Source organism: Metaplanococcus flavidus, assembly GCF_042675885.1.
GTDB classification, from domain to species: domain Bacteria; phylum Bacillota; class Bacilli; order Bacillales_A; family Planococcaceae; genus Planococcus; species Planococcus flavidus.
In genome coordinates this window covers 153,983-173,585 of record NZ_JBHTKI010000014.1, presented here as the reverse complement: position 1 = coordinate 173,585, position 19,603 = coordinate 153,983, and the positions used below count along the sequence as shown (strand labels likewise).

Here is a 19,603-nt window from a genome sequence, read left to right as displayed (position 1 = left end):
TCGTTTAAAGTTGTCGCTTTACAAGTCTGAATGAAGATCCCTATTCGCCAAACTTTCCTCCTCTCTAACAGCCTTTACAGCAGTCTTTCCTGGAATTTCATTATTAGCGCACACATTCAAGTTTTGATAAATCCCAACCAACTTTTTCAGCATTTGTGTAACATTTAAACGTTCATTAAAAATGCGGTATGAATGATTGCATAAGGAATTCCGTTTTTCCAGATCGTGAATCAGGCTTTTCACAAACTCATAAATAGCAGGATCTTCATTATTTTTGAATAAAAGTCCATTTTTATCTCCTTCAATTAAATCCGAATGCCCGATGATGTCCGTTAAAAGAAGCGGCAATTTGTATGACATTGCTTCTATAACAGCATAGGGTAAGCCCTCGTATTCCGATGTTGAAAGGAACAAATCTGACTCTTGCAGAATTTTATCCTTTTCATTTGAAAATCCGATGAATTTCACCTGTTCTGACAACCCATAAAATTCCACCTTTTCTCGAGCTTTCTCAAGGTATTTTCCATTTCCTGCCCATATAAATTGCACATTCAAGTTTTGTTCCAAAAGCTTCCGAGCGATCTCAATAAATTCAAATGGCTTTTTTTGATCGTCAACTCGTGCCAAATTCACAATCGTGAACACATCATTTAAATTGCGAATTGAATTTGCTTCCGGATCTTTTGATCCATTTAAAACCACAATGCATTTTTCAGCTACAGTGAGCCCATTAATAATGGCTTCCCGTTCTTCACTCGGTGATACATGGATAACCAGATCCGCAGAATTGTTAATCCGTTTCTCGACAAACCTGACTGCAGCCTTCTTTGTCATCCCCATTTTTTTTAGTGAATAATAGCCATGCGGAGTATAAATATAAAATACTTTTCGGTTCCAAAAAGCATATACACACATCAAAACTCCTGCAAATGTGCTATTGGCATGGACCACATCAATTTTCTTGTCCATTACCATTCGATGAAGAGAATGTAAGGCCATAACCAGTTTATGAGGGGACATACCGAATGACAAATTATCTTCAATTAAGTAATCTCCTTCGATTTCCCCGCCTCCTCCTTTCAACCTCTTCGAACTGACAAGAGCTTGAATGGTGATATCTGACTCTTTTTCCTGATGAAACATGATCGTATCGATATATGTTTTTACTCCACCGTTATAAGATTCACTTACTAACAACACATTCTTCAACTGCCTCTTCCTCCTCGTAGAAATTAATATGTCCTGTTTTCATAAAAACCGGCATTATAGTTTCCAGCAAATTTTCATCTCAAACCACAAGCGAGCAAGTTTCGGCAATATTAATCATCTATCAAGGTAATGGGTTGTCTGTTTTCATTATTTAACCATCATTCTTCATCTCATCTATAACTTCTGAAGAAAAGGGGGAGAACCGTAAATGTAAATACTCTTTATTGTAAAAATCTAGGGCAGTGAACGGAAAACTAGTATCAAGCGCTTTGGCTAATTACTTAAATTTGTATCCATAAAAAAGCTTATAAATTTGTGAAATTCCTTATAGCCTGTTAGATATCCCGTCAAAAATCCCAATATGCCATACGTATAGCAATAATGCTGCCTAAAAACGGAAAGGAGTTGATGATTGTAACAAAGGCTATACCTCGTGCTTTTTGTAGTGTTGAATCCCAATACTATCTCCTCTACGCGCAGATTTATGTAAAAGGATTACAAAAACAATTAGCTATTGTACCCAATAATATATGATTTTATATGAAAAATATACCCTTATCACTAAATATTCAGAAATTTTAATTATTTATGTCCTACTTCCTGCCCGAAATTTTTACTTATATACAAAAGCCGCATCCAATACCATCATGGTTTCAGGATACGACTCTTTTTGCATGTTGTTACCGCTTATTTCCTAGTTGTTTTTTTCAAAAAAGGGCTTAACCACTTTGTCGGAAACAATTATGACTCCTTACATTTCTGGATAAATATAAAGAAGCTGCCTCCAAAAACCGTCGGGATTTCTGGAGGCAGCTTCTCGTGCATGCAGTTATCGCGAATACACTGACTCGTCTTTGACACAGGGGCGCGAAAGAAGCACTTACTTTTGCAGCTCCTGTAAAAAATCGCTCGAGATTTCTTTTATTGCATCAGCAGCTTGGGGATAGTAGCCGAGCTTTCTGACAAATGCATGATCCATTCCTTTGTATTCAAAATGCCGTACCGGTACCCCTTCGGTTACCAGCTGCGCAGAGAACTCTTCACCCTGAATTCGCAGATAATCGAACTCTGCCGTCACGAGCGTGACTGGAGGCAGGGTCATTTTAACTTTGCGCAGTATAGGGGAAACGAGCGGCAGCAGCACATCTTCTAAATTAGTCAGATACAATGACTGGATAAAAGTGAGAGAGTCTTTCATTGTCACAAGTTCCTGGTAAATTAAATCGTAATCCTTCGTCATGTCGTAGTGGTTGATGTCCCATGTATTCCTTGAAACGTCCGATAAATCCACCAGTGGACACAGCAGCCCTATATAGCTGATCTTCCATTTTTCCTCTTTGCTTAAATGATGCACACCAAGGGCGATATTCCCTCCAACGCTGTCACCCACCAGGCCGATTTTTTCAGCGTCCACATTAAACTCCCCGGCGTTTTCGTAAATATATCGCACGGCTTCCAGGCAGTCGTCCAATCCTTCCTGATAGGGGTGTTCCGGGGCAAGACGATAATCTACGCCCACTACGACCGCACTGGCCTCTTGCGCCAAGAGCTTGCATATATTTTCCATGACGTCCACATCCCGCTCAAAAAAACCTCCACCATGCAGATAAATAAGAACCGGCTTCTTTTCATCTGTCCGATTATAAATTCCTAAAGTCACTTCTTGTTCTGCGTAAGAAAATTTCGTTGTTTCCGAACGAATTCCTTTGCTTAAATCTTTGTTGTTCACTTCCACTCTATTTCGGGTCATCTCCAGGTCATCGATTGCGAGCGGACGTCTTGCATTCGGATCGGTCTCGTTTGCAAGAAAGCTTCTCACTCTCGGGTCTAACCCGTGAGCCCCTTCTTCAAAAGGGATTTCTTTATTAATGATGTTCAAGTTTCCTTTTTTTGAATAGGTTACATTTTCACTTAATCTTGCGGTGAGTTCTTCTTGAGTATGGTTCATAACGCACATTCCTCCTTGGCAATACAGCCGGGCACAAAACGTAAGTTAATCCAGCTGTATAATTCCTGAAATAGCTGTTCCCTTATGACCAGGATGTACTGGGGGAAACACAGTCAGAAAAAATCTCTTTCTATTAGATTCAAATTTTCTTTAAAGGAACCCACTGTTCCATCAAAGTGCATCGTCTCTCATCTTCATAAAGAAATAACGGTTTAATAATTCTATACCCTAAGTTTCCCATATTTATTTAAAAAAATAAAATGTTATCTCAAAATCCCTTTTCTTCTGAGAATAGTTTCCAGAATCCCTTGAGTTTCTTCCTATGTTGCGTGCATTTTTTCATTGACGGGAATTGCAGAACTTCCAGCAGTCCCCATTTCTCCCGCTGTGTCCCGCCCATTTATGACTGTTTACGCCAAAACATGAAAATGCATGAAGAAGCCGGTCCATTGCTGGATGTTCCGGATTCTTCATGCAAGTATGTTGAATAAATCGAAATGTGTGGGACACAGTGGCGCGGTTTTAAGCCACAGTCACTTTCGTCAATTCTAAGAATTCTTCTACATCTTTGACACAAACGGCAATGGCATCTTCCCAGAAATTAGGCTGTTCGATATCCACACCCAAATGCTTTTCCGCTAATTGCTCCACGGTCATGCGGCCCGTATCCCGCAGCAAGGCATTATAGGATTCTTCAAAACCGCCTTCGGTTTCCAGTGCTTTGGCATAGACTCCCTGGCTGAACAGATAGCCGAATGTATAAGGGAAGTTGTAGAACGGAACGCCTGTAATATGGAAATGCAAAGTCGAGGCCCAGAAAGTCGGATTATAGCTTGCCAGCTCTGCCCCGTATGCTTCCCGTTGTGCTTCCACTGCCAGCTCGTTCAGCCGATCGACGGAAACCGCTCCGTTTTTGCGCTCTTCGTAAAAACGGGTTTCGAACAGGAAGCGTGAATGGATATTCATGAAGAACGCGATGCTTCTCTTGATCTTGTCTTCCAGTAAGGCAATTTTTTCTTCTTTATTGTCTGCGTTCTTGACCGCTGCATCCGACACGATCATTTCGGCGAATGTGGAGGCGGTTTCGGCCACATTCATGGCATATCGCTGATTCAATGCTTCCGTGTCATTCATGACATGCTGGTGATAGGCATGGCCCAGTTCATGTGCAAGCGTGGAGATATTCGTAGCTGAACCCGAAAACGTCATGAAAATGCGGGTCTGTTCACTGTCCGGAAAACTCGTGCAGAATCCGCCGGAGCGTTTGCCGGCACGGTCTTCCGCTTCGATCCAGCGCTTGTCAAAAGCCTGCTCCGAAAAATCGGCCATTTGCGGACTGAATTGGCGGAAGTTCTCAAGAATAAAATCTGCAGCTTCATCGTAGCTTACCTTCCCGGCAGATTTTGCAATCGGCGCAGCCAAATCATGCCATTCCAGTTTTTCAACGCCAAGCAGTTCCGCTTTCCGCTGCAAATAAGAAACGAAAGGCGCTTTTTGTTCCGTGATCGCTCCCCACATGGCATCCAGCGTTTTTTCACTCATGCGGTTGATTTCAAGCGGCTCTTTCAACGGATTGTCCCAGCCTCGGTGCTTGTATGTCTGCAGGCGGAAGCCAGCCAGATTGTTCAGGGTTTCGCCGAACAGACCCGATTCCTCCTGCCAGGCGCTGCTGATCTTCGCAAACACTTCTTTTCTGACTTCGCGGTCAGGCGTGCTCAAGCGATTCGCAGCCTGGCCCATCGACAATTTCTTTGTCTCCCCGTCTTCGGTATGTTCGATGCTCATCCGTCCGACCAGGCTGTTATAGATCTGGCCCCAGGAAGAATAACCGTTTACCGATAAATCATTGATCAGGATTTCCTGCTCCAAAGGCAGCTTTTCCTTGGCTTTGGAACGCCGCTCATCCAGCACGAACGCGACCCTCTCTATACCTGGCTGTTCCAATAGCCCTTCCCAGACCCCATCTTCGATTTGAAGGAATTTCTGATCCAGTTTCACTCCAACCGACGCGAAGGCAGCACCCAATTCGCTTTGTTTGCCAGTCAGGATTTTGGCTTCATTGTCCGTCGTATCCTGCGCGGTCAGGCAGCTTGCAAAAGCCCCGATTTCCCGCAATTGTTTCATGCACGTCTCCAAAATCTCCAGGACTGAAGCGAGCCCATCCGCTTCTTCCGGCTTGGTTGGAATACGGAAACCGTCCACCCGCTCCCCCAATACGTTCAAGTTTTTTTCAAATTCTTTTATGTACGTTTGCAGCTCTGCTGACTTGCTGCCACCTTTAAAAATGGCATCCAAATCCCACGTCATCTCGTAATGGTTCATTTACAAATCTCTCCTCTGATGGTTCGAATATGTTTAGTGTCACTGTTAAAGTTTAGTTTAAAAATTTTAACAATTCAAGAAATAGGATTCTCACTTCTTTCCTGTGAGGCGAATTTGTGCGCCGAAGCTCTCGGCTGTTTATTTAATGCTCTAAATGGGAAATAATATACTAAACTATTCAAGCGAAAGGAGCTGCCGGAATGAGCGACAAGAAGAAGCTGGATGAAGATTTGACCGGAGACGAAATGGATGTCAACGCAGCTCAGCAAATTGCCTCAGGTGCCAAACAGGCTTTTTACAAAGAAGACTACAAACCGAAAGATGAAGAAGCCAAAGACCCGGAACGCCGGAAAAGTGAAGGCGAAGATGAAGACATCAAATAGAAGATAAAAAAACATCCGCTCCCGAGAAAGCTTTATGCTGGGGAGCGGATGTTTTTTGCATGCAATTGTTGTGAATAGATTAAACCGTCTTTGACACAGGGGCGTGATTTTCTTTATTTTTCCAAAGCTTCGAGAATAGGCTCTTCAAATACAGGGGCCAAGCTTCGGGAAAATGTTGCAGTTAAATGGTTATTGTCAAAATGAGTGATGATATTGCCGACTACATAATGGCAATACTCTCCGTCGCAAAAATGCTCGGTCAAGTCAATTGTAGTGGCACTTTCTGGTATATACTCTTCATATGCCATCAGATTTGAGTCTTGAATAATAATTTCTTGCTCCGCTTTACACATTTCCGGTTGATCAATATTATTGCTCAGACAAGTTGAAGTGACTTCTTTGTACCACGGAGTATCCCGAACTAAAAATAATGGTATCTCCTGCTCATCAAAATACTCCCATGCTTCAATGAATCCTTCAGCCTGATCATCAAAATCAATCAATGTATCCCCTATGTCTCCTACCGTGAAAATAAGATCGGGCTTATCCTTAACAAGTGCTTCCTTTGTATTTGAGTACCACTCAGGACAATAGGGAAGATTAATAATATTGTTTTCTGTGAATCGGCAATTGGATTTCAGGTAGGTAACAATCCTGATATTATGGGCTTCCGCCAGTTCAACAAGCATCGGTTGCCAGTGGGCTGAATGAGATCCTCCAACCAGGGCAATGGTATGCTCATAATTCTCCAATACGCCATATTCACAGGTCATAACGTCGGTACGGTCTGCCGTCAATATACATTTATCTTTATAAATTTCCGACAGGTCCTGCACCGCAACCTCCAAACTTGGAAGGAACGGTTCATCAAATTCGTTCACCGGGGTTAAAACTCCATCTTCCAAATAACCGGCTGCGCCCGGATGTGTCTCAAAATCTTCATTCAGCAGCTCCGTGTTTACGTTGTTAATGTCTATGCTTTCTTGATAGGCAATAGCTGAAAACCAGATTGCGCCTGAAAGAACACCGATAATGCCTGCTGTTTTCCAGACGGATAATTGTACTTTTCGAATTGGCGATTCGAAGCCATGGATTGTTATATAAGCAAAAATCGATGCCAATAAAATAATCAGTAAACCATGGAAAAGAGAAACCGTTTCTGCATCAAACAATGCGTAATAGAAAATCAAAAGCGGCCAATGCCACAAATAGAATGCATAAGAAATGCTGCCAAATGATACTAGCGGCTTCCAGCTAAGCAAGCGGAAAGCGCTGAAGTTTGTGGAGTAATTCCCGGCAACAATAATAAGAACAGCTGATAGAACAGGCCATAGTGCTGCATATCCCGGAAACAGCGCAGAAACTTGCAGGATGATGGCACAGCTGACCAATCCGATTAAACCTGTCCAACCGAACAGCCAGGCAAGACGAGGAGAAATGACCAATTTATGGATCGTCAATGCCAAAATCCCCCCGACTCCGAATTCCCATACACGCGTAAACGTGTGATAGTAAGCGAAAGGTTGATTAACGCTGGTCAGATATATTGAGTAAGCAAAAGACACTGCCGCGATGACCGAAATCAGGATGATCAGCATCCGCTTCATATGATTGCCTGAAACTAATCGCAGTAATGATATAGCCACAAAGAATAACAGCAACCAGATCAGATAAAACTGGAATTGGATGCTTAGTGCCCAAAAATGCTGAAACGGCGAAGCTGTATTGTTCTGCGCCAAATAATCTACAGAATCCACAGCCAGACGCCAATTCTGAAAATAAAATACAGATGCTAAAAACTCTGTAAGGTTTTGATTCTTCAGAGATGCTGGCAGAATGTACAGGCTGGCAACGAAAGTAGTAATCCCGATCAGCCAGGCAGTCGGCAAAAGGCGCTTCAGTAATTTAACAATATATGAAAAGTACAATATTTCTCCGTTTTTTCGATACATCGAAAGCAAAGAGGTAGTGATCAAAAAGCCAGATACCACAAAGAACACATCTACGCCACCTGAAACACGATTAAACCATATATGATAAATCGCCACTAATAACGCAGCGATTGTGCGTAACCCTTCCAATTCAGGACGAATACGTCTTTTCGATTCCATAACCTTCACAACTCCTTGATAGTATTCAACACATATTTATAACATTATCATATTTATAGCTCGTTAGGATGTTTTCTGTAAAGTATATCTATTTTACCCCTGAAGTTTTGCTTGAAAGTTTGAAGTTCAGAATCGGCTAGAACTTCCCTTTTCCCTGTCACATGAGTTTAATAAATATAAAGAAGCTGCATCCTAAAATCGTTGAGGTTTCTGGATGCAGCTTCTTTTGAATTCACTTGTCGTGAATAAACCGAGTTGTGTCAGACACAGTGGCGCGAAATTACTGGGGTCGCGATTTTAGTGAATGATGGTGCAGATTTTGTGGAGTTTTGCAAATACTGTTTAGAGTAATCGGGAGCAGGGAAAAAGCACAGTAACCATTAGTCAGTCTCTCTGCTTTGCACAGCTTTGATGATCGGTGTGCGCAAATCTATATAAGATAAGCAGATAAGAGCTGGCAACACGAAGACTTGGAAAAAATCGTATTCGAGGAGGGTTTTTGATGAGTAACTATCAGGCTGCAAACATGCCCAATGTTTCGGAATCTTACTGGCTCGATTCCACGGAACTGCCGGCTTTTCCTTCATTACAGGAGAATCATGAAGCGGATGTCGTCATCATCGGTGGAGGAATTTCCGGAATTATGACTGCTTATCTGTTAACTAAGAAAGGCTATCGCATCGCTTTAGTTGAAGCTGGAAGGCTGCTGAATGGCACCACGGGTTATACAACGGCAAAGTTAACTGCCCAGCATGGTCTGATTTACGACCAACTGATCAGCGGTGAAGGTAAAGACACCGCTAAATTTTATTATGAAGCGAATGCTGCGGCTATCGAATATGTCAAAAAGCTTATCAGCGAAAAAGGGATAGACTGCGACTTTTCTGAAGAGCCGGCATATGTTTTTGCAGAAGATGAAGAACAGAAAAACAAAGTTAAAAAAGAAGCGGATGCTTATCGGGAACTCGGCATTGACGGTGGATTTACAGAAGACATCCCGCTTGATATCCCTAATTTGGGGGCAGTCGTCATGAATCAGCAGGCGCAATTCAATCCCGTCAAGTTTCTCAAACCGCTGATTGATGAAATCACTGCAAAAGGCGGCATGATTTTTGAGAATACGAGGATAAGCGATATCGAGTCGAGTAAGCGGCCGGTTGCCGTAACAAATGAAGAGCGAAGAGTGGAAGGAAATCACTTGGTCGTCTGCTCACATTATCCTTTTTACGATAAAGAAGGTTATTACTATGCACGCTTGAGTCCGAGTCGATCATACAGCATCGCGGCAGAAACAGGTAAGGACTACCCGGGTGGCATGTACGTGAACGCCGGCCAACCTGCCCGTTCCCTCCGTTCCATCCAGGCAGATGGGAAGAAACTGGTTCTGGCAGGTGGCTATGGCCATCCCGTGGGGCATAAACAAAATACTGAAGAAAACTATAACCAGTTATATCAGTTCGTGGACCAGGTTTTTGGAGTCGAACAAGTTCCATATCGCTGGTCGGCTCAAGATCCGGATACCCTCGATCACATTCCCTATATCGGCAAGTATTCAACGGAAACAGAAAACGTATTTGTCGCAACCGGTTACCGGAAATGGGGCATGAGTTCCGGTGTTTTAGCTGGCCAGTTGCTGACAGACTTAATCAGTGGAACAGCTTCAAATTACGAGGAAATGTTTTCTCCTTTACGGCCGATGAAGGAGCCGGATATAAAAAAGCTTACGGAAGAGAGTTTCCACGTTGGGAAAATGTTAGCAGAAGGCAAAGCGGAAACTCCGGAGGGCCAGGTCGGCGACTTACAAACAGATGAAGGGAAAGTCATAAAGTATGATGGACAGCGCGCTGGTGCATATCGCGATCAGCAAGGCAATCTCCATGTTGTCGATACGGCTTGTACACATATGGGATGTGAGACTCATTGGAATAACGCAGAACGCACATGGGATTGCCCGTGCCACGGATCCCGCTTTTCCTATGGTGGAGAGGTAGTGGAAGGGCCTGCCACAAAGCCGTTAAAAAAACTGATGGATAACGAAAATGAATCTTAAACTGAAACAACCCAAAAGTATGACGGCTAAACAATTGCCGTCATACTTTTTGGTTGTCCGGAATTTCATTTTGTTCACAGGGAGTCGAATACGAATGGTGGTAACAGCAGTTCACCCTCTATACATGGGAAAGAACTCCCTGTCCAGAGATTCACCTGCATTTTCTCTGATAGCTACCAGTTCCTCGTAAATCTTTTGATTTCTAACTTTCTTTCCCATCAATAGCTTCAAGGGTTGAGTTTTTGTGAAGCCCTTTTTAAATCTGATGACTACGCTGTTTCCGCCTCCCAAATGTACTTCTTTCTTGCCATTTTCCATTCCCCAACGGCACAATTCATAGAGTATCAAACTATTTGCTGCCAAGTGATAGTATTCCGGATCATTGCCAGTCAAATGATAGTGGATATAATCTCCATGATGAATCACCAGGGAAGACGATATATATTTCCCTTCAAAAATCGCATTTATAAAAAATTGTTTGCCTTTGAAAGCTCCAAAGGAATTTCGTAAAAACTCTTCTGAGAATAAATAATACTCATTATCCAAATTATTTTTCTTGGCCATTAAATGATATAAGCGGTGAAATTCCTTCGTAGTGGATCCGCTGTAATCAAATTCAATTTCTACATTTTTTTTCTTTGCTTTCCGCGTCTGCGTTCTGGCTTTAGCTGAAAATTCATCCATAAAAAAATCAGGTACAGTTAAGTCGATATAAAAGGTATGCCCATTGTCCCTCATTTGATACAAGTCCTTAAAGTCATTCAAATTTTGGATCCAGGGATTAAATCGGACATATTCTGTTACTATATGATTTTTTTCGCAATATAATTGAAACTCTTCATCGAATAATTTTATTAATTCCTCTTTGCGATCAGCTGGACAGTCAATGATAACTGGTCCGCTGAAACCATATGGAGTAATGATGTCATAATACGTCGTCTTCCCATAGCTGATTGGAATTTCCCTCAAGATAAATTGATAAAAAATGTGTCCTACATCATTTTTCAATTCAAAGATAGTCGACTTGCCTTCTTCTTCTTTCGACTCGAAAAACTTTCCCCATTCAGGCAAGAAATAAATGTCTGGAAATATAGTCACCAAAATGATTCCCCCTCTTTAAAGTTTAAAAGCTTCTTATTCCAGTACCTATATAAGTTGAACTAAAGAAATAGAGTTTTATTTACCGATTCTCTATGCTAAGAGATATCTCCAGAGATATGGAGCAAAACAGCGAAGACGCCCAGGGGACCAAGCGAAGTGCTGAGATCCACTCGGGCGAAGTGCAACGAGCCCGAGTTAGCTCAGTGCAAGCCCCCAGGCAAGCGAAGCTGTTTTGCGGAATATCGGTTATTAAAAATCATTAGTTCAATTTATATAATTATTGATAAAACCAGTATGATGTTTAAATTGATTAACGATAGGCGGGGGAATTCAACTTTTCAATTTCAGCATGGTCGGAATGATACAACAGCTTATACTGTTTTTCATCCCATATTCTATAACCGACGAAATAGTCGAAATCAGTATTTTTACCGAATTGTTTTTTGAAAACATATAAAGGATCGTCCATGCTGCTACTTTTCCCTCCGCCCTCATGTATCAGATCAATCCCGCGGCCTTTCCCCCATTCCACTAACGCATAACGCAGCATTACACTTGGCGCTAAGTGGTGGAAATTTTCATCAGTACCTGATAAATGAATATGAATCATCTTTCCATAAATGAAGTTTAATCCCATTCCGATTACTTTTCCTTCATATTCCACCTCTACTAATAGCACGTGCTCCCCTAGATAATGCAGTAATTTTTTGAAATATTCCGAGTCAAAAAAGTAGACTTGATCTGCATGCTTACGATTCATCGTAGAATGATAAATTTTCTGGAAGTTTTCCAAGTTATCGGGGTTTACCGTTACTCTATAGACCACACCCGCCTCCAGCGACTTCCGGATACTTTTTTGCTTTGATTTTGAAAACTCATTTTTTATTGGATCTTCAAAATCCCTTAGATTCGTCCCGGTGGTTTTCCTTCTTAGAGTTAAGTCGTAGCATCCGCTGAAATCCTGAGCATTCAGTAACACCGGATGAAACCTTACGAATTCACTTACAATATGATTTTTCCTGCAATAACCCATAAAAGCTTCTTCAAACTCATTAACCAATTCCTTTTTATTTTTATTGTCACATTTCAAAATCACAGGACCGCCATACCCATATGGAGTTACCAGTTCATAATAGACTTCACCTTTAAAATTCACAGATGCCGGTTTCTTTATGAATAAGTGTCTTACTATCCCCAAATCACTGTGATATTCAAATATTTCACATTTGCCTTCTTCAATCTTTTCGTATAATAAGCCATATTTTTCTTCAAAATACAAATCCAACATTTTTTAACCTCTTTTCATTCAATGAATTGATCAGTTGGTTTTCACAAGAGCTTGGGGTAATTTTTAAGAAACAAGGTATCCAGTCTTCTGCATTAATAGTCTTTCACTTCTTAAAACGTTTGTGATGAAAGTAGTTTCATAAGTAATTGAGCAGAGTTTGAAATAGGGGGCTGTAATTATAACACCTTCACTGAAATACCTATGGAAACGACAAAAAAATGCTGAAATATCTTTCTTTAAATTCAGTGTCTCCTTCTCGTGAAGTTTCTTAATGAATAACCCTGATTCTTTATGCACGCCTAAATTTCTTAACTAGTGAATTCAAAGTGAGCATTTCATATCATTATAGGCTATTGGACCCTCTTAGTCCATAAATTTATTAATAATTCATATTTTTTAGATAATTTTGTTACAGGCTTTCTTTTTTCCGCATCAGATGTGCCGCCAGCGCTCCAACTACTATCGGAGGCTGGCCGAGGACTCTGCCAGCAAACAGAGTGGGCGCAAGAAGCAATCGGTGGAATGGTCGTGAATAAGCTGAATAGTCTTTGACACAGGGGCGCGTTTTTAATGGACCCAGCGCTCAATCTGCGATTTACTCGAAATGCCATATTTTTCAGCCAACAACTTATAACCTAAAGCGCCACCCAAATACTCTTTCACAATCCTCAATTTAAATCCTTCGCTGTATTTCGCCATATAAAAAACACCCCAAAAGTTAGATTTGAACTCTAACTTTTGGGGTGCACCACCTTGGGGTTTCTAAAGACAGCTTCTTTTGCATGCAATTGTCGTGAATAGATTGAATCGTCTTTGATACATGGGCGCGATTTTTAATCACAGAATTCCTCATTTTAAACTGCTGACAGCTTCAATATCATTCGTAAAGATACCGTTTGCTCCCCAGGATTTCAGCTTCTCCCCTTCTGCCAGTTCGTCGACAACAAAGAGGTGGACCAATAAGCCGGCTTCTCTTGCAGCAGCAACATATGCCTCGTCCGCAATCCTGGAACTAACTCCAATACCGACGGCATATTCCCTATATAACTCAAAAGTTTCAGGGGAAGGGATTTCCTGCTCCATGTTGCCTATCAATTGTATGAGTGGTATATCGTCGTCCAATTCATGAATCGTTTTTAAACTGTCTGCGCTAAACGACTGGATAATTACTTTACCTTTCGGGTGAGACTCTTCCAACAATCCATATTGATCGAGCAATTCCAGCAGGTTCTCTTCCATTCCATCGTTTTTATCCGGCTGCTTGGTTTCAATGTAATAATTGGTTGTGTCACCGAAAGCCGTAAAGATTTCCTCAAGGGTCGGAACTCCAATGCCTACGTACTCATCTTGCGCTCTGTCCGGATTTTCGGCATTGAACCAGGAACCCGCATCCAGTCCTTTAAGATCCGCCAAATCCATTTCCGCTACTTTTCCACTGCCATCGGTCGTGCGATCAACCCTATCATCATGGAAGGCAACCAGAACGCCATCTTTTGTCATCTGTAAATCAATTTCAATAAAATCTGCATCCCTATTCATCGCCATCCCATAAGATGCCAAAGTATGCTCAGGTGCAATTGCGCTTGCCCCCCGATGAGCAATCAAAACAAAGGCATCTTCGTCCAGTAAAGAAGAATGCTGATCCCTTTTACTATCATCACCTAAAATATAAACAGCCGCACCGATTATCATGACCACCAGCACAATCAGCAATTTTTTCAACGTTATCACCTTCATTCCGCATTATGGAAATGAACCTTGAAAAGCATCAAGAAATGAATCTTAAAGAAAAGTAAAAGTACAGAGTAATGAAGTGAAAAAGCAGACAACGCTGACCTGTGCGAAGGTACAAAAAAGGCTTGCCAGTTTTCCAAAATCCCTTTGCGGTAAGTGGTGTTGAATCAATAAGTCGGAGGTGGAGAGTAATGTTGCAATGATTTATGTAAATTGTATCAAATTTTTATGGAATCAGAAATCATTATCGATCAATGCAATCCATAAACCTTCGGAGTTTCTGAAATCAGCCTCTCTTGCCTTCAATTGTAATGAATTGTATTTGACACAGGGTCCTTTCACTTTGGGCACCACACTAAAAAGAAGCTGTCTCAGAAAACCTTTGCGGTTTCTGAGGCAGCTTCTCCTGGATACCATTTTGCATATGGTATGAATTAAGTTTTTTGCACGCATGCAACTTAAAAATAATACGATTAGAATATATCAGCATGTGTTCCTGTTCGAATGAACACGACCAACTCTTCACTGGGATAAAATTTGTATACTAAAAGCCAATCACTGTTTCGGCCGCCGATATGGCATTCCCAACAGTCATAGTAGTCCTTCGTAGGCCCCAGTTTATGAGCTCGGCAGATTTCTTCCGGCAGCTCTTCCTCTTCTTCGATCAACTTCATTGCTGCTTTTAATTCTTCGAGGTCTTAGTTGCGTTTCATTAGACGTTTCAGATCTTTCTTGAACTGAGTCGTCCTTTCTACCGCTAACATTCCTAAACTTCCTCAAAAACTTCGCTGAAGAGATCATCCACTGACTTTTTACGATCTAATTCTCCACTCTCTACAACTTCATCCGCTTCTTTTATAGCCTTCAAAGTCACATCATTAAGACGGGGTTTTGCAGGTTGGAAAGGCAAGCCGTTTTCTGCAATTACCTGTCGCAGAAATACATTGATTGCTGTGCTCGCATCCATTCCCAAATCATTTAAAACTTCAACCGCCTGACTTTTAACATCTTCATCAATACGCACTTGGATAGTTGCTTTTTTTGATTTGGTCAACAAGTCAATTGCCTCCTCCTTCTATTAACTAAATTATAATAGATTGTAGTGATAATAACAATACACCAGCACTACTTCGATAGGCTATTTAGAAAAATGGTTTTCAAATTAAAGGACATATCAAATTTTTCCGGCTGACACAGGGGCGTTTAGTTAATGTAAAGGATTTGCCGTCGCCTGCAAGCATTCCAGCATCACTCTATCCTTCAGTTCTCTAACCCCTCACCACCAAGCATGATAATAGAAATGGACCCTCTTAGATTTGGGTGAACTTAGCAACCATTCCAATTTGGAAATCGTATTGCCGAGCTCCCAGTAATAATGATCGTCATATGCGGTCGAACCGAAAAACGGCCCTGGCATCGTCGGCATGAGTTTCGAAGATTCCACCCAATCGGCGTTATGGGCTGCAACGCACAACTCCAGCAGTTCCACTAACTTTTCACGCGGCACGGGATACTCGTCCCCCTCATCGAGGCCTCCCTGAATTCTCGAGACGAACCACCAGTGTATGGCATTCGCTTTTCTCCACTCGATCCAATGCACCCGGTCTTTGTAATCCCTCTTTTCGCTATCCTCGTAACTATACAAAAACATGTCCAACCCCATCCTCATTTCTCCCTTCTTTTTTCAAATTGATGCAATAAAAAACGACTGCCTCTAAGCCGGTACATCTTCTCCCAAAAGGGAAGGACATAACAGTTTAGAGGCAATCGTTGGTATCTGCATAAGATTCTGAATTTATCATAGCAGACTTTGCTCCAAAAAGAACTGAAACTTTTTTTTGCTGCTATTTAATGAATTGCAAGTTTTAATTTAACAGATTATTTAGACAACACAACTTCCTTCTATTATAATAAGAAGGCAACCCACTACTCATTAGAAAAGAGGGATTCTCATAAGCAATTACATTTACAGTGTCGGCATGTCCGGGCTTGCCGGGCAGATTATTCAGGTCGAGGCGACGGTGCGGGAGGATAAGGAGTCGTGCGTCATCATCGGCTTGCCGGATGTGTCGATCAAGGAGTCGCGGGAGCGGATACTCAATTGTCTGCACGCGCTTGGCAAAGATATTGATATGAAGAAGATTACGATTCACTTGTCGCCGGCAGATGTCCGGAAACAAGGTACTTCGTATGACGCCGCGATGCTTTTGGCGGTGCTGCAGGCGATGGAGAAATACCCCGTCAAGATTCCGGAGAAGACGTGTTTTATTGCAGCCCTGACCCTGGACGGCCACCTGACGACTTTCCATAACATGATTCCGACGATCCATCAGGCAATTCAACTAGACTTTAAACGGATTTACATTCCACCCATTGAAATCTCCCTTTTTGCGAAAGCAGCGGATATCGAGTTGATCCGTATGCCGGACGTGACCTCAATGCTGGCCCACCTCAGGGGTCAGCCTTCCCTGTTTGATGATGAAATCACCCTTTTGGCACCTGAACCCGTTTATGAAGAAACCGAGAAAATCCCCCACATCTGTTTTTCGGCAATCCGTGGGCACGCGGATGCCAAACGCGCCCTTGTTCTGGCGGCAGCGGGCGGCCATCATGTGCTGATGAGCGGGCCTCCGGGTTGTGGCAAGAGTCTGCTGGCGAATGCGTTCCACACGATTCTGCCGGATCTTGCACATGATGAAATTCTTGAAGTCTACAGCATCTACCAGCTGGCGAAGCAGGCGCGCAGTCTGTCGGAGCGTCCTCCGTTTAGGGCACCGCACCATTCTTCGTCGGAAGGTGCGATTATCGGCGGCGGCCGCTTTCCAAAACCGGGTGAATTGTCACTGGCACACCGGGGTGTCCTGTTCCTGGATGAGCTGGGACATTTTCCGAGGCGCGTCATCGATACATTGCGGCAGCCGCTCGAATCGGGCTTTGCGGTGGTCAACCGGGTCGAAGGATCCGACCAGTTTCCGGCGAGCATCAATTTGATCGCCGCGACCAATCCGTGCCCTTGCGGCTATTACGGATCGCGCGAGAAATACTGCGTCTGCAGCGATAAAGTCCGGTTGAAATACATGCAGAAAATCACCGGTCCTATCATCGACCGGATTGATTTTGTGCTGGCGTTGCGGAGCCAGAGCGTACTTGAACAGTTGTCGTCGGCCACTTCAGAGGTATTGCGGGAGACGGTTGCGATAGCACGCGAACGGCAACGTTTACGTTACGGCGCGAATTATACGAATGCCATTGTGCCGGTCAAGCTGTTCGAAGAGAAAGTCACGTTCAGTTCGGCGCAGGCCGAACGTGTAGCCACCACCAGTTTCGAGGAAAATCTGAGCAGCCGCTCGACAATGAAAATCCTGCGGCTGGCAAGGACGATTGCGGATGTTCTGGATGAGGATGGCGTGTCGGATGCGGCAGTGGAGGAAGCGCTGGAGTGGAAAATTTCCGCTTCGCGTGCCCACAGTTCCTTGATGCGGTGAAGTCCGATGACGAGACGGCGCGAATTCAATCCGAATTCCTATTACCACGTCATACTGCGGGGCAATAACCGGCAGCCGGTTTTCGGGACGAAAGAGGATATGCGTGAGCTGAAGCGGGTATTTACGGAAGTGCATGCCAATTACCCCTTCACGATTCTGGCGTGGTGTTTCATGACGAACCATTACCATATCCTGATCAAGCCGCTGCGGGACCCGCTCCACAAAATCATGAGCCTGGTCAACCGGCGCTACAGTTCGTCGTATGCAAAACGCCACAGCCATATCGGCCGCATCTACCAGAAACGCTATTTTGCCAAGGAAGTCGATTCCCGGCTCGGCCTGCTCACCGTCAGCAGCTATATCCACCGCAACCCGATCCAGACAAAGAAGCCGATGGTCGAACGGTTGGAGCACTATCCTTACAGTTCGTTTCCGCTGTATTGGGACGACACGCTCCCCGCTCCGGCGTTTCTGGACCGGGAGCTGTTGCGGGAATTGCTGCCGGAGCCGTTTGAGAAGAACAACGCGGCGTATTGCATGTACTGCCTGACGTATGCGCAGAATGCGGAAGAAGATAAACACGAGGAGGATATGGAGCCGCCGGTGATGTAGGGTTTTTTGAAAGGTGTTGCTGGTAGCAGTTTCGGCTGGAGTTCAGGTTGCAGGTGGCGGCAATGATGTACAGCGGTTCCCAGATTGTCATGTGCAGTTGGACTCTTTGTCCGGCATAATCGACATAGGGGCGCACTTTGAACCAAAACCACAATTATATTGATTACAGCAAAATTATGCTATTATAGAAGAAAGAGGTGATCGACAATGGGTTCAAAACGTATACTGGAAATAGCCAGCATAGCCATGAAAGAGCGTCGCAATTCCAAGTCGACGCTGCCGGATGATTTCCTGAAAACTTTAGAAGAGGGGACAGAAGAAGTTATTTCTGATTTAAAACCGGGTCGTCAGCGTCCCCGTTCTGAAGACGAGACAAAAATCCTTCTGATGTTTGAAAGAGAGTATAAAAAACAATACGAAAAGTAGAGTGAATTTCTTCCAAACAATCAAAGAGCAGGAACAGTGAAATTACTGTTCCTGCTCTTTTTTCTGTTCACAGTCTTCCCATTCAATTTCATCATATGGATCCACCAACTGCAGTTTCACCTGAAATCCTTCATAACTCATCAGCATCTTACCGAATTCATCCCAAGTAAAGGACTTGCCGTCTACTGCAAGCAACGGCATCCGCTCATCGCTTAAATCCGATTCTACCCGACCCGCCAACCGGCCGCTCCGTATGGAATGATAGCGTTGACCGTTTGGAAAAGTTCCCTCTGCTACATAGGACTCTGCCATCCCCTTTTCGGCTTTGGCAATTAACTGCAGGAGCAGTTCCCCTTGATCGGTATATAAATCACCCATCACCTTAAAGTCATAACCGCCTTGTTTCATCTCCACCGCTTCCATGAAGATGTGGAGTGGGTCCAGCCGCTTTCGAATCTCAAAATAGTGAGCTGTCCCCTTGCCGTCGCGGATGGTCATTCCCTCCGGGTAGCTGTCAGCTTCCACGCCGAATTCGGCTGTCATCAGCCCATTGTAGCACCTTAGGCAAAGGCTTTCCGTTTTGGCTTCCGAAGTTAAATGGATATATGAATTGTCGTTTCCGCATCGTTGGCATAGAGCCATTGCCGTCACCTCTTTCAAAGTTCATCAATTGTTCTCTCTTCACTTTAAGTTAATTCAGTGAGAAATGTAAATAGTAAAATGAAGAAGTGGGGAGTGCCAAGTATAGCTATCGGGATATTCAACTTACTGTATTTTACTTTTATCCAGCAGTTCCCAGATTGTCCCTGTGTCGCACACTTTTATGACTATTTGAAAATTTAGATAATTATACAGGCGTTAATACCCAGAACCCTTGTGGGTACTGGGTATCACTTTTTTGCATGTAATTGTCGTGAATAGATTGAATCGTCTT

16 protein-coding genes and 1 pseudogene are annotated in these 19,603 nt (G+C 43.2%); 5 read left to right on the top strand and 12 right to left on the bottom strand.

The window, feature by feature from the left end; translation table 11 throughout:
- Positions 1–18: 18 nt before the first annotated feature.
- The 3 genes from ACFQ1X_RS10775 to ACFQ1X_RS10765 form a co-directional block, all read right to left on the bottom strand.
- Positions 19–1,200, bottom strand: coding sequence for a glycosyltransferase (locus ACFQ1X_RS10775; protein ID WP_379082524.1), 1,182 nt, complete (start codon positions 1,198–1,200; stop codon positions 19–21).
- Positions 1,201–2,089: 889 nt separating this feature from the next.
- The gene (locus tag ACFQ1X_RS10770) at positions 2,090–3,157 is read right to left on the bottom strand and encodes an alpha/beta hydrolase (protein ID WP_379082505.1); all 1,068 of its coding nucleotides are present in this window, start codon (positions 3,155–3,157) and stop codon (positions 2,090–2,092) included.
- Positions 3,158–3,679: 522 nt separating this feature from the next.
- Positions 3,680–5,479, bottom strand: a complete 1,800-nt coding sequence (locus ACFQ1X_RS10765) for a M3 family oligoendopeptidase (protein ID WP_144840811.1) — start codon at positions 5,477–5,479, stop codon at positions 3,680–3,682.
- Positions 5,480–5,679: 200 nt separating this feature from the next.
- Here ACFQ1X_RS10765 and ACFQ1X_RS10760 point away from each other — a divergent pair, with 200 nt between their 5' ends.
- Positions 5,680–5,862, top strand: a complete 183-nt coding sequence (locus tag ACFQ1X_RS10760; protein ID WP_144840812.1) for a hypothetical protein — start codon at positions 5,680–5,682, stop codon at positions 5,860–5,862.
- Positions 5,863–5,975: 113 nt separating this feature from the next.
- On the opposite strand, the gene ACFQ1X_RS10755 is transcribed toward ACFQ1X_RS10760, so the two are convergent.
- Positions 5,976–7,973 carry an acyltransferase family protein gene (locus ACFQ1X_RS10755; RefSeq protein WP_144840813.1) on the bottom strand — a complete coding sequence of 666 codons (1,998 nt, stop codon included), beginning with the start codon at positions 7,971–7,973 and terminating at the stop codon, positions 5,976–5,978.
- 502 nt (positions 7,974–8,475) lie between these two features.
- Between ACFQ1X_RS10755 and ACFQ1X_RS10750 the strand changes: the two genes are divergently transcribed.
- Positions 8,476–10,023 carry an FAD-dependent oxidoreductase gene (locus tag ACFQ1X_RS10750; protein WP_144840814.1) on the top strand — a complete coding sequence of 516 codons (1,548 nt, stop codon included), beginning with the start codon at positions 8,476–8,478 and terminating at the stop codon, positions 10,021–10,023.
- A 111-nt stretch (positions 10,024–10,134) separates the two neighbouring features.
- Here ACFQ1X_RS10750 and ACFQ1X_RS10745 read toward each other — a convergent pair whose 3' ends face one another.
- The 7 genes and pseudogenes from ACFQ1X_RS10745 to ACFQ1X_RS10715 form a co-directional block, all read right to left on the bottom strand.
- Complete coding sequence (locus tag ACFQ1X_RS10745) at positions 10,135–11,121, bottom strand: GNAT family N-acetyltransferase (RefSeq protein ID WP_379082521.1); 987 nt, start codon at positions 11,119–11,121, stop codon at positions 10,135–10,137.
- A 313-nt stretch (positions 11,122–11,434) separates the two neighbouring features.
- Positions 11,435–12,412, bottom strand: a complete 978-nt coding sequence (locus ACFQ1X_RS10740; RefSeq protein WP_144840816.1) for a GNAT family N-acetyltransferase — start codon at positions 12,410–12,412, stop codon at positions 11,435–11,437.
- Between the two features lie 567 nt (positions 12,413–12,979).
- The gene (locus tag ACFQ1X_RS10735; protein ID WP_144840817.1) at positions 12,980–13,111 is read right to left on the bottom strand and encodes a helix-turn-helix domain-containing protein; all 132 of its coding nucleotides are present in this window, start codon (positions 13,109–13,111) and stop codon (positions 12,980–12,982) included.
- A 150-nt stretch (positions 13,112–13,261) separates the two neighbouring features.
- Complete coding sequence (locus ACFQ1X_RS10730; RefSeq protein WP_379082499.1) at positions 13,262–14,143, bottom strand: glycerophosphodiester phosphodiesterase; 882 nt, start codon at positions 14,141–14,143, stop codon at positions 13,262–13,264.
- A gap of 476 nt (positions 14,144–14,619) precedes the next feature.
- A pseudogene (locus ACFQ1X_RS10725) lies at positions 14,620–14,832 on the bottom strand (type II toxin-antitoxin system mRNA interferase toxin, RelE/StbE family); the annotation flags it as partial.
- 80 nt (positions 14,833–14,912) lie between these two features.
- Positions 14,913–15,203 (bottom strand): type II toxin-antitoxin system RelB/DinJ family antitoxin, encoded by a 291-nt coding sequence (locus ACFQ1X_RS10720; protein ID WP_379082496.1) that lies wholly within the window; start codon positions 15,201–15,203, stop codon positions 14,913–14,915.
- Between the two features lie 219 nt (positions 15,204–15,422).
- Positions 15,423–15,809: a hypothetical protein gene (locus ACFQ1X_RS10715; RefSeq protein ID WP_144840821.1), complete on the bottom strand. Its 387-nt coding sequence runs from the start codon at positions 15,807–15,809 to the stop codon at positions 15,423–15,425.
- Positions 15,810–16,092: 283 nt separating this feature from the next.
- On the opposite strand from ACFQ1X_RS10715, the gene ACFQ1X_RS10710 reads away from it, so the two are divergent.
- The 3 genes from ACFQ1X_RS10710 (at position 16,093) to ACFQ1X_RS10700 (ending at position 18,669) form a co-directional block, all read left to right on the top strand.
- Positions 16,093–17,631, top strand: a complete 1,539-nt coding sequence (locus tag ACFQ1X_RS10710) for a YifB family Mg chelatase-like AAA ATPase (protein WP_379082518.1) — start codon at positions 16,093–16,095, stop codon at positions 17,629–17,631.
- 6 nt (positions 17,632–17,637) lie between these two features.
- Positions 17,638–18,243 (top strand): transposase, encoded by a 606-nt coding sequence (locus tag ACFQ1X_RS10705; protein ID WP_144840823.1) that lies wholly within the window; start codon positions 17,638–17,640, stop codon positions 18,241–18,243.
- A 207-nt stretch (positions 18,244–18,450) separates the two neighbouring features.
- On the top strand, positions 18,451–18,669 hold the full coding sequence (locus ACFQ1X_RS10700; RefSeq protein WP_144840824.1) for a hypothetical protein: 219 nt from the start codon (positions 18,451–18,453) through the stop codon (positions 18,667–18,669).
- Positions 18,670–18,711: 42 nt separating this feature from the next.
- Here the strand turns inward: ACFQ1X_RS10700 and ACFQ1X_RS10695 are convergent, their stop codons facing one another.
- Entirely contained in the window at positions 18,712–19,311 is a 600-nt protein-coding gene (locus tag ACFQ1X_RS10695) for a DUF7713 domain-containing protein (protein ID WP_144840825.1), read from the bottom strand.
- Positions 19,312–19,603: the final 292 nt, after the last annotated feature.